The sequence below is a fragment of the Mesorhizobium sp. M0292 genome, from assembly GCF_040321695.1.
Taxonomy (GTDB): domain Bacteria; phylum Pseudomonadota; class Alphaproteobacteria; order Rhizobiales; family Rhizobiaceae; genus Mesorhizobium.
This window is the reverse complement of the sequence record NZ_JAMYSB010000046.1, coordinates 1-13,947: the sequence shown is the minus strand read 5'-3', so window position 1 is coordinate 13,947 and position 13,947 is coordinate 1. Positions and strand designations below refer to the sequence as shown.

The 13,947-nt window shown below is 58.1% G+C and carries 12 protein-coding genes and 4 pseudogenes; 10 read left to right on the top strand and 6 right to left on the bottom strand.

The annotated features are described in order from the left end of the window. A pseudogene (locus tag NKI96_RS32045) lies at positions 1-137 on the top strand (IS256 family transposase); the annotation flags it as partial. A 568-nt stretch (positions 138-705) separates the two neighbouring features. Here NKI96_RS32045 and NKI96_RS32040 read toward each other — a convergent pair. From NKI96_RS32040 to NKI96_RS32025, 4 genes are all read right to left on the bottom strand, one after another. Then, positions 706-1,548 carry a hypothetical protein gene (locus tag NKI96_RS32040; RefSeq protein WP_352791715.1) on the bottom strand — a complete coding sequence of 281 codons (843 nt, stop codon included), beginning with the start codon at positions 1,546-1,548 and terminating at the stop codon, positions 706-708. A 501-nt stretch (positions 1,549-2,049) separates the two neighbouring features. Next, the gene (locus NKI96_RS32035) at positions 2,050-2,832 is read right to left on the bottom strand and encodes a hypothetical protein (RefSeq protein ID WP_023702984.1); all 783 of its coding nucleotides are present in this window, start codon (positions 2,830-2,832) and stop codon (positions 2,050-2,052) included. Between the two features lie 484 nt (positions 2,833-3,316). After that, positions 3,317-3,865 (bottom strand): type IV toxin-antitoxin system AbiEi family antitoxin domain-containing protein, encoded by a 549-nt coding sequence (locus NKI96_RS32030; RefSeq protein ID WP_352807757.1) that lies wholly within the window; start codon positions 3,863-3,865, stop codon positions 3,317-3,319. Between the two features lie 673 nt (positions 3,866-4,538). Further along, positions 4,539-4,775 (bottom strand): hypothetical protein, encoded by a 237-nt coding sequence (locus tag NKI96_RS32025; RefSeq protein ID WP_352807755.1) that lies wholly within the window; start codon positions 4,773-4,775, stop codon positions 4,539-4,541. Between NKI96_RS32025 and NKI96_RS32020 the strand changes: the two genes are divergently transcribed. The 4 genes and pseudogenes from NKI96_RS32020 (at position 4,768) to NKI96_RS32005 (ending at position 8,117) form a co-directional block, all read left to right on the top strand. After that, positions 4,768-5,910 (top strand): porin, encoded by a 1,143-nt coding sequence (locus tag NKI96_RS32020; RefSeq protein WP_352807754.1) that lies wholly within the window; start codon positions 4,768-4,770, stop codon positions 5,908-5,910. The genes NKI96_RS32025 and NKI96_RS32020 overlap by 8 nt on opposite strands. An 18-nt stretch (positions 5,911-5,928) precedes the next feature. Further along, positions 5,929-6,192: pseudogene (locus NKI96_RS32015) on the top strand (thiazole synthase); the annotation flags it as partial. Positions 6,193-6,213: 21 nt separating this feature from the next. Beyond that, positions 6,214-6,758, top strand: a pseudogene (locus NKI96_RS32010) (thiamine phosphate synthase); the annotation flags it as partial. Between the two features lie 864 nt (positions 6,759-7,622). Continuing rightward, positions 7,623-8,117 (top strand): MaoC family dehydratase, encoded by a 495-nt coding sequence (locus NKI96_RS32005; RefSeq protein WP_352807752.1) that lies wholly within the window; start codon positions 7,623-7,625, stop codon positions 8,115-8,117. A 799-nt stretch (positions 8,118-8,916) separates the two neighbouring features. Here NKI96_RS32005 and NKI96_RS32000 read toward each other — a convergent pair. Both NKI96_RS32000 and NKI96_RS31995 read right to left on the bottom strand, forming a co-directional pair. Then, positions 8,917-9,393: a type II toxin-antitoxin system VapC family toxin gene (locus tag NKI96_RS32000; protein WP_023685624.1), complete on the bottom strand. Its 477-nt coding sequence runs from the start codon at positions 9,391-9,393 to the stop codon at positions 8,917-8,919. Next, positions 9,390-9,692: a hypothetical protein gene (locus NKI96_RS31995; protein WP_023737099.1), complete on the bottom strand. Its 303-nt coding sequence runs from the start codon at positions 9,690-9,692 to the stop codon at positions 9,390-9,392. The genes NKI96_RS32000 and NKI96_RS31995 overlap by 4 nt, the downstream gene beginning before the upstream one ends. A 398-nt stretch (positions 9,693-10,090) precedes the next feature. On the opposite strand from NKI96_RS31995, the gene NKI96_RS31990 reads away from it, so the two are divergent. The 5 genes and pseudogenes from NKI96_RS31990 to NKI96_RS31970 form a co-directional block, all read left to right on the top strand. After that, the gene (locus tag NKI96_RS31990; protein WP_352807750.1) at positions 10,091-10,435 is read left to right on the top strand and encodes a recombinase family protein; all 345 of its coding nucleotides are present in this window, start codon (positions 10,091-10,093) and stop codon (positions 10,433-10,435) included. Positions 10,436-10,670: 235 nt separating this feature from the next. Then, positions 10,671-11,027 carry an ArsR/SmtB family transcription factor gene (locus NKI96_RS31985; RefSeq protein ID WP_352807748.1) on the top strand — a complete coding sequence of 119 codons (357 nt, stop codon included), beginning with the start codon at positions 10,671-10,673 and terminating at the stop codon, positions 11,025-11,027. A 28-nt stretch (positions 11,028-11,055) separates the two neighbouring features. Then, positions 11,056-12,393, top strand: a complete 1,338-nt coding sequence (glyA, locus tag NKI96_RS31980; RefSeq protein ID WP_352807746.1) for a serine hydroxymethyltransferase — start codon at positions 11,056-11,058, stop codon at positions 12,391-12,393. 53 nt (positions 12,394-12,446) lie between these two features. After that, entirely contained in the window at positions 12,447-13,622 is a 1,176-nt protein-coding gene (gene metK / locus NKI96_RS31975) for a methionine adenosyltransferase (RefSeq protein WP_352522154.1), read from the top strand. Positions 13,623-13,730: 108 nt separating this feature from the next. After that, positions 13,731-13,947 (top strand): annotated as a pseudogene (locus tag NKI96_RS31970) (adenosine kinase); the annotation flags it as partial.

Here is a 13,947-nt window from a genome sequence, read left to right as displayed (position 1 = left end):
CCAATACCGAAAGCTGCCTGCGCCTGGTCAGGGCCTTGGCCGTCGAGACCAATGAAAACTGGATGGAGGCCAACCGATACATCAATATGGACGAGCTGCGCGAGCACAAGAAGCTCGCTCTGCGCCAAGCCGCATGACCAGCATCATGGCCGCCCCATTTTGCAAAACTTGACGCACACAACCGGCGGAGCTGCCTTGCCGAGCGCCTCGACTAGCTTGCGATCACGCCCTTTGCTCCTTTGCAATCGGGCGACGGCGCCCAGATGGGAGCAACATGACGAACGCGCCTTCGGCGCCTCTGAGCGCTTGCCGATGGCTGCCGAACAACAGACGCTCACCAATTTTTTCGTACAGTGAGCGCTGGAAAAATTGAGCTTCCGCTAGCCAGAGCAGGAAAGAAGCCAGAAGAGTGCCAAAGGCGTTTATATCAAGGACCTAACTTCATACATCGATAAGCGACTGTCTGAAGTGCGCTCCTTCAGGCGTAGCTATCAGCAGCCCACCTGTGGCATCTTTGCGCTCGGAGTTTCAGCAATTCCTAGATGACTCACAAGATGCTAGCTCCCGTCCGCCATTCGTGCCCATTCCCAAAATACACCCGAATGCCCGCGCAGAACGGCGAACCCTTCTCGAGCACTGGCTCGCCTCAGAATGCCGCTGCCCCAGTAATGATCAACGTTTGGAAGATCGTGGCGCGTGGTCGTCTCAGTTTTCATCCCGCTCCTCGGTTTCCTCGGCAAGAATCTCCCTCTCCTGCTCAAGTCTTCGAATAAGGCGATCGAACTCTTTGACCCCAATCGCGCCAGTTGAAACGAGGTGAAAGCTGGCATCTTTCGACAGCATCCCTGCCCACTCGCGCTGATCGCCGTGCGGGCTCGCCACTCGCTCGACCCCCTTGGGTTTGGCATGCGGGTCGCCGGTCAGCACCGGTGGCCATGAAAACCAATCATCCGCGTACGGGACCTTGTACGACTCCTTTGCCCAATATCGGTCATGGTCGAACCGAGGAACCCGATCCATGTCCACGCCCAGATCGTTCAATCGCTCGTAGAATCCCGTGTAATTGAAGTTCTGCGGGTCACTGTGGCCGTCCGGAATCCCGCGATCGATTTCTATATGTGGCACGATCGTGAGAACTCGATCGACCGTACGGCAAGCGCCAATATAACAAGCCGCTAGGCTCGTGTACTGCGCCGAGTTCGGAGAGCCCCCCTCCTCGTAGTCTATTTCAATGTTAATTGCCTTGCCCTTAAGGTCGAACTTAGGCAGCTTTCCGTTCTTTGGCTTCAAGCCGGACTCTGCCTTCGTCGCCCACACGTTCGTCTCTTGGAATGGCCACAAATGGACCACCTCTCCCGTTTTGAGAATTACCGCGTGCGACTTGTTACGCTTTTTCCCAATCCAAGGCTTCACTGTGTCGTAGGTGAGCTTTCCGTCCACGGTCTGGTGGAGGATGAAGTGAGTGCGCCCGGCGCAACTGCCATCCATAAGGTCACAAGCGTCCTTGAGGTCAGCCAATGGATCTGTCGAAATATCGTTAATGCCCATGTCCCACTCCTAGCAAATAAATCCCCGATACTAGCATAGTAGCCGAGGCCGGCTCGTAGCCGCACGGTCCGTTACAAGGACTCCGCGTTAAAGACCGTCTATGCCAACGGATTGGCCGAAAGACGAGGGCACTCTCGAAACCTTCCTGCACAAGCTGAGGCTGGAACTGGGCGAAGCCAAGTGAGCCAACAAGCCCTGGCTTCGGCTCAAGATCACAGGCCTTTGTTTGCCGGACCCCTACGTGGCTCTCATGGTTGACCGCCAAGCTAGGCTACAAGGCCAAACTCCGAGAGATCAATCCGGAGGCTGTAGTCCATCCCACCGTCGACGCACGCTTTGAGTTCAGCGACGTCCCGCAGTGCGCCGGGTTCGGACCTTACCGACCTCAGGCTCCACGCAACCACAAGAAGTTCGCTCATTTTTACATCGAAGAAGCCACTCCTATCTAACACCGGCGATTCCGGTCGAACATGCTCAATCGCTGCCGCCAACCTGCGGCTGTTACTTGGATTTCGTACTTCTGCCGTCCTGGTTCTGAGCCCTCTTGGGCTTGCAGTTCAGCGGTACGTCGCGCCAATAATATTCCGCGTAGCGCGAGAAGGCCCAAATGAAGCTGGCGGTCAGCCAAACCAGGGAGATTAGGACAAGGGACAGAAGCAAATTCTGCCACCACGGAGAAATATCTGCCCATTGCCCTGGATCATACCTGTTCAGATCGGTGGAGGAGGAGGGAAGCGCGTTTTCGACATTAATCCCGATCCAGAAGACGATGTTCGAAACAATAAAGAGCGATGTGGCCAGGTAGAGCGTGATCTCAATCCGGTTCGATATTCGATCCGCGACGGTGACGTTGAGCTGATAGAAAAACTTGGAAAAGAAAGTCACGAGAAAAAGCGTTGTCGCGGCAATGACCAGCGCCGGCGCCAGACGCTTTATCCATGGATCGACCGCATCGATCGGGATGACGTTGAGATTGAATATCCAGTCCACGATCAGAGCGGTTCCACCGACTCCGATAGTGAAGACGAGAACCCGCGCGATCTTATCACCTTGCCGATAGAACCTTTGCAACTTTTGCCGCGCCGCATCGACATAACGGTTCGTGTCAAATCCATACTCGTCGAGGAAGGCTATGAGCGCCAGAATGATGCCGAAGAATGCATCGCCGAAGGATTTGCCGTAGACGCCGAAAAGCGCGTAAGTGATAGACACGGCTGCGACAGCCAGTTTCAGATTGAAATGTCTTGACCTGGGCGTAGCCGGTTTGTTCAGCAAATCGTTCACGGTTTCCCTCCGCTGTAACATTTCCCCGACAGCCAGAATAGACCGGTCAGATCGAATTGCAATTGCGCGATGACGGGACGGTGTCGGTAGTAAGTTGCAACCCTTTTGGACCTTACAACCTGAATGAACCGAATTCCCGCCCCTGAAATCGCTCACCTGTTAAATACTCAGAACAAGCTCGTCATTCATTACGACGTCATTGAGCAGGATTGTTGAGCATTACCCTTTCATGAGCCCCTGAACTCACGTGTGCTAGTGTGCCAGGCCTCTTGTCCCTGACCGTTCAGCGACCAGCAGGCGCGGTCTTGTCAATCACAGCTGAAATCGCCTTCTGCCACACGCCGACGAGGTCACGCGCTTTCACTACCAACTTTGCTCAACGGAAATTCTGGATCAGGTTTGAGCACATGCCAATCTTAATTTTTCGCAACGATCTCTTTGATAATACTTCCGGGGTCATCCTGAAGTCACTCGCCTAGCCAGCTCAGTTCGCTTCAACGTAGGCAGCGGCTCGATACCGCCCATAGCCGACCTTCACGAGCAGCCCTTCCTCGCACATCCGGGAGAGGTAGCACCGTGGGATGCCGACGTCGGTGAGATCGCGAGTCCGTACCTCGCCGCGTTCTTGCGCCAGAGCAACGGCGCGATTCCGGAGCGATGGTGGACGCCCACCTGCGAGGTGTAGCGCTTCCGCGCGGTCCCGATCACGTTTCCGCATTTGATGCGGCAGTGCCGCGTCCCGGAGTAGCGCTATGGCGAATTCGTATTTCTCAGTTTCATCGATCCCGGAGAGCCAACTTCCAAAGATTTGGCCAATCGTGAGCATTGGCGGCGGCATAAGCCGCAGCTCTTTGTGCAGCAGATGCGCGAGGTTGGCGGCTTCGGATTTGAGGACATTCCACGCACGGCCGTTTGTTCTGCCCAATTGAGCGCGGATATCGTGCCGCTCATCTACCATGGAAGCAGTCGAACGACGCCGCTCGCTGGAAAAGTGTTCGCCTGGCGCTTGCCCGATCTCATCGATTTCAAACACGGGAAGCTTCACTTCGAAACGCGCGAAACCTCTGTCGCACATACAACATAGACGCCACCGCTGACATTGTTCTAACCGGCGTCAATCACGATCATCGGATTGAACCGTGGTGGACCCTTGGCGAGCAGCGCACCGCCATCATTAGGGGGACAAAGGAACTTGGAATCGCGCTTGTAACGACCCCGAACTTCGGTCTTCTGCTCGACAATCCGCGAACAGATGATCTTCACGCGATAAAGCGTATCGCGATCACATTCGAAGAATTCCAGCGTGAAGGGGTGGCCTGCGCACTCCATCCTAACGGCCGGACTATCGGGACTTTGACCGCTGGTCGAGACTTATTGCCGAGCGCTGTTTGGTGCAAGGCTGCAGCGCGTAGTTGTCGAGCATCAGCTCGCCAACATGACGGCGTCGTGCCGAGCGGTGCCGCCGCATGATGCCTCAACGTCGGGCTCACCACAAACAATGCTGTCCCCATTGAACGAAACTGTCGCGAAGCGAACAGTCGAACTGTAGCCGAACGTTTTCCGTTCGTGCTTGGGTGGATCCGCAAGGCAAAAACAAGGAAGTGCGAACCAAGGTCCGCCCACACAATTGAGCTTCAAGCCGCAGCTGGTCGTCTGGCTGGCACGTCATTTGCGGTCGAATGCAGGACCCTTTGTGACGCCTACCTCTACCAGCTGAGTTGACTGTGATGATTGTACAAAATTTTGCATACCTCCATTTCGGCTAAAATTATGTTATCGGCAGCTAAAACCAAATATATTGGACCACAATCACCGGAGTACATTCTAGGATTTACTTCATGGCTTAGCTGACGGCGCAGCAAAACTGCACACGTTTCAAAGCTGTTCACAGAATCACTCGCGTCCATCACTTTATTATTAAAGCGGAGATCGACAATGACCATTAGGAGCCTCCTCCTCGGCTCAACTGCGGCACTGATTGCCGTTTCCAACGCTCGCGCCGTCAGCACCGCCGCCGAGCCTGACCCGACTGAGTACGTCAAGATCTGCGACGTCTACGGCTCGGGCTACGTCTACATTTCAGGCACCGAGACCTGCCTGCGAATCGGCGGCTCTGTCCGTTACAACGTCGGATTGTTTGACCACTCAAGAACCTCGGATGTGAGGACTGGTGAGCATCAGAGCGCGTGGCAAAACAACACACGCTTCACATTGAAAACCTGGACCGGCCAGGAGACCGAACGCGGGACGTTGAAGACCTACACCGAAACCCGCGTGAACTTCGGCAGCCACCAGACATCGGTTTCGGACAGTTCTCGGTCCTATGCCTTGAACGGAGGCAGCGGCCTGACTATCGGCTGGATTCAGCTTGGTGGCCTGCGAGTTGGTAAGGACCGGTCGGCTTTCGACATGTTTATTGGCTGCGCGGGTGATGTACTGAACCAGACGCCGGCTCCGTACGGCGCTTTCGATACCAATGTGGTTCAGTACTACTTGGACGCAGGGAACGGCTTTTCGGCCGTGGTTTCGCTGGAACAAGGCTCGGACGTGGTCGGCACAATCGACAGCTACGCTCCCCACATAGTAGGCGGCTTGAAATACGCACATGGCTGGGGAGCGATCACCGGCGTTGCAGCTTATGATAGCAACTACGAATCGGTGGCCGCCAAGGTCCGTGTCGACATCAATGTCACCAACGAACTATTGCTATCCGGAATGTTGGGCTACGGTTCCCATGGCCAGCTCAACTACGGCTCGACGAATTCGGTAGACGCTCATGGTCGCGGTTTCTATAAACCTTGGGGTGGGAACTGGGCTTTCTGGGCTGGCGCCGGTTACGAGCTCACCGAGTCAGCTTCGTTCAACCTTCAGCTCTCGGGTGATCAGCTCAACAACTATGGTGTCGCTGCGAACGTCGCCTATGCGTTCCTTCCCGATTTCACAGTTACGGCTGAACTCGACTATGACCGCTACGGAGGCTCCGCCGTCGGAAAGGTGAAAGCTTCCGAAGTGAACTGGACCAATGCCAACAAGAAGAGCAGTGTCGGCGGTATCCTGCGTTTCGAACGCTCATTCTAATGCGATGAAGCGTTGAGCTCCGAGGTCCAGTTGATGCGCGGACATTCCCCCTACATTCCGTTGATTGTGCATGCACGGCTCGGACGGCCGTCGTACGCGGCGACCGTCATAGAGCTCGGGTTTGACGCCGTGCTCCTGAACACGGCGGTCCCGAGGGCGGCCGATCCGGTCGGCATGGCGCGTGCGTTCGGCAAAGCGGTCGATGCCGGTCGTGAAGCTTTCAGCTCGGGAATGCTCGAACGGCGCTACCCACCGACGATCGGCAGGGCCGTCTTCTCATGAAGTCGTGGACGTGCCGGCTGGATTGACCGGCTGGTGCCGCTCGGCGTCCGTCTGGTGCAGCTCCGGATAAAGGATATGGACGAGAAAGGACTGCAGACGGAAATCCGCCGCGCGAACGACGCCTGCGCGGTCCATGGTTGCCAAGTGAGTCAACGACATTTGGCGCACGGCAATCGAGGAAGGCTGCGACTTCGTCCATCTTGGTCAAAAGGATTTGGCTGCCGCCGATGCTGGCGATGAAATACGTCGGATTGAAGCTCGGCCTGTCGATCCACGATCACACCGAACTGGAAACGGCGCCAGTGGCGGAACCGGAGTATGTGGCGCTCGCCCCAGTCTATCCAACAGCCTCAAGAAGATGAATGGGCGTCGCGAGGACTCGAGCGGATCAGCGGTGGAAGCACCAGGTCGCGCCGATCCCATTGGTCTGCATCGGCGGCCTCAACCTGACCGTCTCGAAGGCGTTTTTTGAGGCTGGCGCGGAAAGCGCAGCCGTGGTCACCGACTTTGCGCTGAACGACGCCCCAGAAGCGCGCACGCGAGAATGGATCGAAAGACCAGAGCAATGGCGCCGAGGCGAGAACCGCATGTGCTCGTTGCTGTCGGGTCAGACACCAGCGGTGGGGGCTGGAATTGCCCGCGAGATCCAGACGATCGCTTCCAGTGGCGTGCGCACCTGGCTTGCTGTCAGCGCGCTGACGGTGCAAACCCATGAACACGCCTGGAAATCCAAGTTACGCAACCCCGTCCGGTGGCGGATCAGATGCGCGCTACGCTTCAGCCTAACAGAGTGGCCGCCACCAAGATCGGCATGCTCGCAACGGCTGAGATCGATCGTCGCTGCGGTTGCCGCTGTGCTGCGTGAATATCCGCGCACCGACAATCCAGATCCGGTGCTGGCTTCCACGTCAGGCCGAGCGTTCTTGAAGCAAGCGCCATCCCGCATCATGAAGTAGCATCTGATGCCGCTTTGCCGTGTCGACACCCAATGTCATTGAACTGGCGCTTCTTGCCGGCTCAGTGCTACCGGTGAATGAGGCCGGCGCGCTTCAACAAGGACCACAAGCCACCCCGTCTGCTGGACTCCTCCAAATTCGAAACACGGATGGTTACTATCCAGACAATTGATTTTATCAATCTGCGACAATACCGCATAGCGGCGCCGGCGGAATGATCACCGGTAGCAAGACGAGCTGTTTCGTTGGCCTGTAGGACGCGCACCGCGACCGAGGTACAAGCCAGCCCGTCTGCGGCCATGTTCGGATCGGGCGCATCGGTGCGCCGATGAGATTGCCGGCGGAACGTTCTATTCGTACAGCCGTGACGGCAGTCATCTCACCGGCGCCATCCTGCCGATGGATGGCCGGCAGTCGGTGCAGCATGGGCTGACACTGTTCGGAATGAAGCCGCTCGCGCTTCGGACGGTTGAAATGGAGGACATTCGCGTGGAACCGATCAGTCTCGACGAACTTCTGGCCAGCGTCGGCAAGGAAGTCGGCGTGTCGCCGTGGCGGGTGGTCTCGCAGCAGATGATCGACCAGTTCGCCGAGGCCACCGATGACCACCAGTTCATCCACTGCGATCCGGAGCGCGCCAAGCGCGAGACGCCGTTCGGCGGCACCATCGCACATGGCTTCCTGTCGCTTTCGCTTTTGTCGGCGATGACTTTCGAGACCATGCGGCCGCTCGAAAACTGCAAGATGGGTGTCAACTATGGCTTCGAATCGCTGCGCTTCCTGGCGCCGGTGAAAACCGGATCTCGCATCCGCACCCGTTTCGTACTGGCCGACGTCAAGGTCAGGCCGTCGGGCTGGGTGCAGACGGCGCTGGGCGTGACGATTGAGATCGAGGGCTCGAAAAGGCCGGCGCTGACCGCGCGCTGGTTGACGCTGACGCTGATCAAACGCCAGCCGGAGGCGGCCTGAATTGCTCAACGAGCATCAGCAGAGACGATCTTCACGTGCCGGGGCGATGTAGGCGACTAGCGCACCGATCGGCAACGCGGCCACGGGGGTCGGCTAGATAGAGTGGCAGGAATGCCTAATCGGGGCTCCGACTCGGAAGGGGCTTCGATGTATCGGAAGCGCTTCGGCTTTCGGCGCTGCATTCCTTCTTCACGAAGGTCCATGGAGAATTCCCGACCACGGGGTCGAAAGATCGGCTTGTGATCGGAGTGGGCAGATCCTCCCCGACTGAATCTGCCAATAGGGTGTTATCGAGTCAACCGGGTCGAACTTGAGGTCGCGGGTGTCGCTGATCGGCTGCTCGTCGAGCTCGAGAGCTGCCAGCTAAAGGAAGAACACGGCTATGAAGAGCTCCGCAGTTGATGTGGATGCCCAGAGCTGGGAGTGCAGACCGACGAGTTCCCAGCGGGCGAACTTGCCATTGGTAGCGCGCCAGACCAGTGGCGAGAAACCCGGATGAGAAGGCCCCCGAGGCGCACGCGGGATGGACTACAGTGGCGTTTGGCGAGAGGGCCTTCGAAGACGAGATCGAGTGTAAGATGGACGAGCTCGACACGCGTATCGCGCAGTTCCTGCGATCGCGCCTTGTTCGCGGCGCTCGTGCGTGCGAACTGTTGGTAGATCGAGCTGACTAGATGAACCGGGACGGCATTAAAGCGGAACTGGAAGAGACGTCCCTGGCCGAACTAAGTAAGATCAATCCAGCCATCGCTAAAGGTAGGCGAACACGAGACGTTCGGACTCCGTGCCGCTGAAATCCTCAAATTGAAACGGCCGGACCGTTGGAGCTATCATCACCCGCTTGGCTTCCAGAGCTACGGAGCGGGTTGATTATCTGAACGTCCTCGAAGTCCTTTTCATTGTCGGTCACTACGACACACTCGTTGGCTTCGGCTACAGCGGCAATGATTGTGTCTAGGGCGCTCCGCGAACGGCCTCTGGCTTTGCCGTTGGCCATCAGCCGCGCCCACACGAGGCCAGCTTTCTCGTCGAACGATAGCACGCGGCCAGCGAACAGCGCTTGCGGGCCTTCGGAGCCCTCGAACCAAGTTTCAAGGCTGCTGCGCTTTTTCCCCTTCGGCTTCTCTAGGATGCCTCGGCGAATTTCGGCGACAGTAAGCGAAGCAATGAAGAGGTCTTCGTCCTTCTGCGCGCCCATCCAGGCCAGCAACGAGCCCGAAGGCTCCGGCTTTATGACGTTGCTGATAATATTGGTATGAAGAAGGTAGCGCGTCACAGGTCGATCTTGCGCCCCTCTTCGCGCGGCCGGCTGAGGTCGAGACTGGAGCCAACCAGAGGCGAGCGACGCAACGCGGCGAGAATGCTGCCCGCTTTCGGTGGCTCACCCGCCACGGCTTGCTGTATGGTCCGACGAAGCTGTCGGGCATCCGGCCCGCTCTCCGTTAATTTTCGGGCAAGAGTTCGCAGTAGATCGCGGTCTGCGTCGAACGCCTGGATCTCGAACCGCGCGATGCCGCGCTCAGCCAGGCGAGAGCGATAATTCTCGATCGCTCTCTTCTGTGCAGTGTTGCCCATCGCGTGCCTCCGTTCTCTATCCGGATATATAGCCATGGCTTCTTCGGAGCACAAGGTGCCCCGTCATCGGCCAGCACTGGCTCCTGCGCGACGCGCGATATTGATCACAAGAATTTCCATCTTGTCGAAGCACTGTGACTTGGCATCATTGTCGCGAAACGGAGTATTTCGCGTCAGGACAGGAACGCGATCATAGCGCGACCGAAACGTGCAACAGCCCAAAAGCTTCGTGTGGCCGCCGGCGCGGCCCGCGAATCGGCTGTGCCTGCTTTGCCGAAGCCCGATCGACGCTTCGTCAATCTGGTCCGGCTGCTGGCGCGACAGGCCGCACGGGATTTCGTTCAAGCCGAAACGGATAACCAGACGCGAGACCGCGTCCCGGAGTAAGGGGCCACCTCATGAAGGTCGCGCTTGGCGCTCGCTACTCAACTGGCAAACACCGAGACGCCTCGATCGAGGATCAGTTGCGGCTCTGCTGCTTGCGTGCTGAAAAGCAAGGCTGGACAGTCGTCGACAGCAATACCCACCGCGCGATCTGCGGCGCGTCGCTGTTGCGTCCCGGCCTTCAGGAGCTGATCAGCGATGCGATGGAGGGCAAATTCCTGATCGTGCTCGCAGAGGCGATGGATCGCCTGACCATGACCGCTGCAAACCGGGAGCAGGCCAGGCTGGGCAAACGTTGCAACAGATCCTTCAAGGAAATTCATAGACTCTTAGCAACTCCGGCTCGCTGTGAATGGTAGGCTTATTGCAACGTCTGAGGTCAGTGGTCCAAACCGTGGCCCCGCTTGTCTTCGACTCGCCGAACTGCTTGCAAGTTCGGCTAAAGGCAAGAAGAGCGCCCATTCGTTTGTTCGACACATATATCGACGGTCGTCACGGCCACCGAGATTTGTCCGGTCGTTGGACAACCTTCGAAATCTGCAACTTCTGTGGAGAACGCGAAATGAGAAATTCGGTAGGACGTGGTCCTGAGCCATGATGACACTGATTGGTCGCCTACGCATGGCAGCGCATCCTGACCGCCTTCGAATCCTGGGCCTTTGTGCGCATGCGGACCTAACTGTCTGCGAGCTAGCGGAGATTCTGGGCATGTGTCGAGAGCGGGTTGCGCGACACGTCCGGCTGCTCGCCAGAGCCGACTTTCTTTGCTGCAACGAACAGCCTCCGTGGCGCTCGTACCATCTCAACGCAGGATCCAACGACGGCGGGCTGGTACAATTATTGGTCGATCTCCTGCCCCATCGCGACGGCTATCATAAACAGGACCTGCAGCGGCTCGAAGCGGTACGAGACACGCGGCCGAAGGGGACCGCGTGCTTGATCGTGAAATAGGTCAATTCAATTGGAGCGCGAAGCTACCATGGACAACTCCGCCGACGGCGCGATCGCACAGCCCGACACCCACGGGCGGTCTTCCTTGGCCGCGGTTGATTGCCGCGTTCACGAGCTGCTTCTGAGACAGGAGCGGCAGGAGCGGACGACCCTCAAGCTCATCGCCTCAGAGAACTTTGCGTCCTCGGCCGTGCTGGAAGCGAACGGCTCGATTTTCACGAACAAGTACGCCGAGGGGTACCCCGGTGCGCGCTACTACGCTGGAAACGAGATCGTTGATGAGCTTGAGAATCTAGCCATTAAGCGCCTGAAAACACTATTTGGCAGCGAGCATGCCAACGTCCAGCCTTATTCCGGCTCGCCGGCCAACCAGGCTGTCTATCGTGCGCTTTTGAGCCCCGGTGACAAAGTCATGGGCTTGCCCCTTCCGGAAGGGGGCCATCTGACTCATGGTTGGGCCATCAACTTTTCCGGAACTGACTATCAACGCGTGCCCTATGGTCTAGATGAAAAGACACAGCAGATTGACTATGAGCGCTTGCGCGAGACAGCCAAGCGGGAACGGCCGCGGCTCATTTGGGTCGGCGGAACTGCTTACCCGCGTGCCTTTGACTACGCGGCAATGGCAGAAATCGCCCTGGAAGCGAACTCCTATCTCGTAGCCGACATTGCGCACATCAGCGGCCTGATTGCCGCGGGAGCGCACCCGAATCCCGTGGGCCATTGCGACGTGGTCAGCAGCACGTCCCACAAGTCGATCCGCGGTCCCCGCGGTGGCTTCATTTTGTCAAGGAACGAAGATCGTTATCAGGCCCTGTATCATACAAAGAGCAAATACAATCTCGCCAGACGAATAGACCGGGCGGTCTTCCCTCACCTGCAAGGCGGGCCCCACATGAATGCCATCGCTGCGCTAGCGGTTGCCTTGCACGAAGCCGCGAACCCGTCCTTCCGAAGCTACGGCCAACAGACGGTCAAGAATGCCAAGGCTCTGGCACATGCACTGCTTGAGCGAGGTTATGACCTGGTTACCGGGGGGACGGACAATCACATGCTGATCCTTGATCTTCGCGATCGGCCACTATCGGGCAAGGCCTATGCCTTGCGACTAGCAAAGGCAGGAATCATCACAAACTTTAATATGGTGCCTGGCGACCCGCGGCATCCGGCGGTCACAAGCGGAATTCGCCTGGGGGCGCCAGCAGTGACGTCAATGGGCATGCGCGATGTGGAAATGGTGCAAATTGCTGGCTTCATTGACTCCGTCCTCCAGCGGCCAGACGACGAAGCTCTCCATGCCTGCGTGCGAAGAGACGTTGCCGACTTGTGCGCTGCGTTCGAGGTGCCGGGCATCTCCGACAAGTAAGGTGGGCCAGGCAAAATGCCCATACCACATCCAACATCCGAAGCGAGGTATTCATGGCTAGGCAGTTCGTGTTCTCTTCCGAATCGGTTGGCGCGGGGCACCCGGATAAGTTGGCCGACAACATCTCGGATGCCATCCTCGATGCCATCCTCCGCACAGATCCCGAGGCGCGCGTCGCCTGTGAAGCGTTGGTAAAATCAGGGATAGTCGTTCTGGCTGGCGAGATCACCAGCGATGCCCAGGTGGATTACAGCCAAGTTGCGCGCGATACGATTCTCGACATTGGGTACGACGACGAGGCCGTCGGCTTTGACGGCCGGCGTTGCTCCGTCGTTCATGCCCTCACCGAGCAGTCGCCCGACATCAGCCAAGGCGTTGACGAGGGGAGAGGGCAAGACCTCCAGCAGGGAGCGGGAGATCAGGGCCTCATGTTCGGCTACGCATGCCGCGAAACCGATACCCTGATGCCTTTGCCGATCCAGCTCGCTCATCGCTTGACGAAACGGCAGGCGTATGTCCGGAAGGCACAACAGCTTGGCTGGTTGCGTCCTGACATGAAATCCCAAGTCTCAGTGCGCTATGAGGGGTTGCGCCCGGTCGCCCTGGATACCATCGTCGTGTCGACGCAACATGACGAGCAGGTCTCGCAAGAGACTGTCCGCGAGGGCGTCATTGAGGAAATCATAAAGCCTGTCCTGCCGACCCACCTGGAGACGGAAGGCATCAGAATTCTGGTCAACCCGACGGGGCGGTTCGTAGTCGGCGGGCCGCGCGGCGACTGCGGTCTCACTGGACGCAAGATCATCGTCGATTCCTATGGCGGGATGGGTCGTCATGGCGGCGGCGCCTTCTCGGGCAAGGACCCGTCCAAGGTTGACCGCTCGGCTGCCTATGCAGCCCGCTATGTCGCAAAGAACATCGTCGCTAGCGGACTTGCGGACGTGTGCGAGGTGCAGCTTGCTTACGCAATCGGCGTGGCCAGTCCGGTTTCCGTCATGGTCAACACGTTCGGGACAGCCAGGGTTGAGGAAAGCAGGATCGAGCGCCTCATTCTTGAGTTGTTCGATCTCAGACCGAAAGGCATTATCAAGATGCTTGATCTCTTACGCCCTATATACCGCAATACAGCGACCTATGGCCATTTCGGCCGTGAAGAGCCTGATTTCACCTGGGAGAAGACAGACAGGGCGGACGAATTGCGTCGCGAGGCAGGACTCGCCGCCCCGTGAGAGCCGCCGGCGAACGGATTGGCAAGCGGAAAGCCCATTTCCACCGGGCAGACCCGCGCCTGGCAGGCGTGGCGAGAAGCCGGCTCGGGTTTTTTGGCGGAGACATTGATGCCGGATTATGACGTGCTTTGCATCGGCAATGCCATTGTCGACATCATCGCCCAGTGCGACGAGGCATTCCTCGAGATCAACGGCATCATCAAGGGCGCGATGAACCTGATCGACACGCGCCGCGCCGAACTGCTCTACAGCCGCATGGGGCCGGCGATCGAGGCCTCGGGCGGCAGCGCCGGCAACACGGCGGCGGGCGTCGCCAGCTTCGGCG

Bases quoted from the DNA above. Each gene is read 5' to 3' on its own strand.
- NKI96_RS32040 (WP_352791715.1), bottom strand. From the start codon at position 1,548: ATGGGCATTAACGATATTTCGACAGATCCATTGGCTGACCTCAAGGAC.
- NKI96_RS32025 (WP_352807755.1), bottom strand. From the start codon at position 4,775: ATGGTCATTGTCGATCTCCGCTTTAATAATAAAGTGATGGACGCGAGT.
- metK (WP_352522154.1), top strand. From the start codon at position 12,447: ATGGCTAGGCAGTTCGTGTTCTCTTCCGAATCGGTTGGCGCGGGGCAC.
- NKI96_RS32005 (WP_352807752.1), top strand. From the start codon at position 7,623: ATGGAGGACATTCGCGTGGAACCGATCAGTCTCGACGAACTTCTGGCC.
- NKI96_RS31995 (WP_023737099.1), bottom strand. From the start codon at position 9,692: ATGGGCAACACTGCACAGAAGAGAGCGATCGAGAATTATCGCTCTCGC.
- NKI96_RS32020 (WP_352807754.1), top strand. From the start codon at position 4,768: ATGACCATTAGGAGCCTCCTCCTCGGCTCAACTGCGGCACTGATTGCC.
- NKI96_RS31990 (WP_352807750.1), top strand. From the start codon at position 10,091: ATGAAGGTCGCGCTTGGCGCTCGCTACTCAACTGGCAAACACCGAGAC.
- NKI96_RS31985 (WP_352807748.1), top strand. From the start codon at position 10,671: ATGATGACACTGATTGGTCGCCTACGCATGGCAGCGCATCCTGACCGC.
- glyA (WP_352807746.1), top strand. From the start codon at position 11,056: ATGGACAACTCCGCCGACGGCGCGATCGCACAGCCCGACACCCACGGG.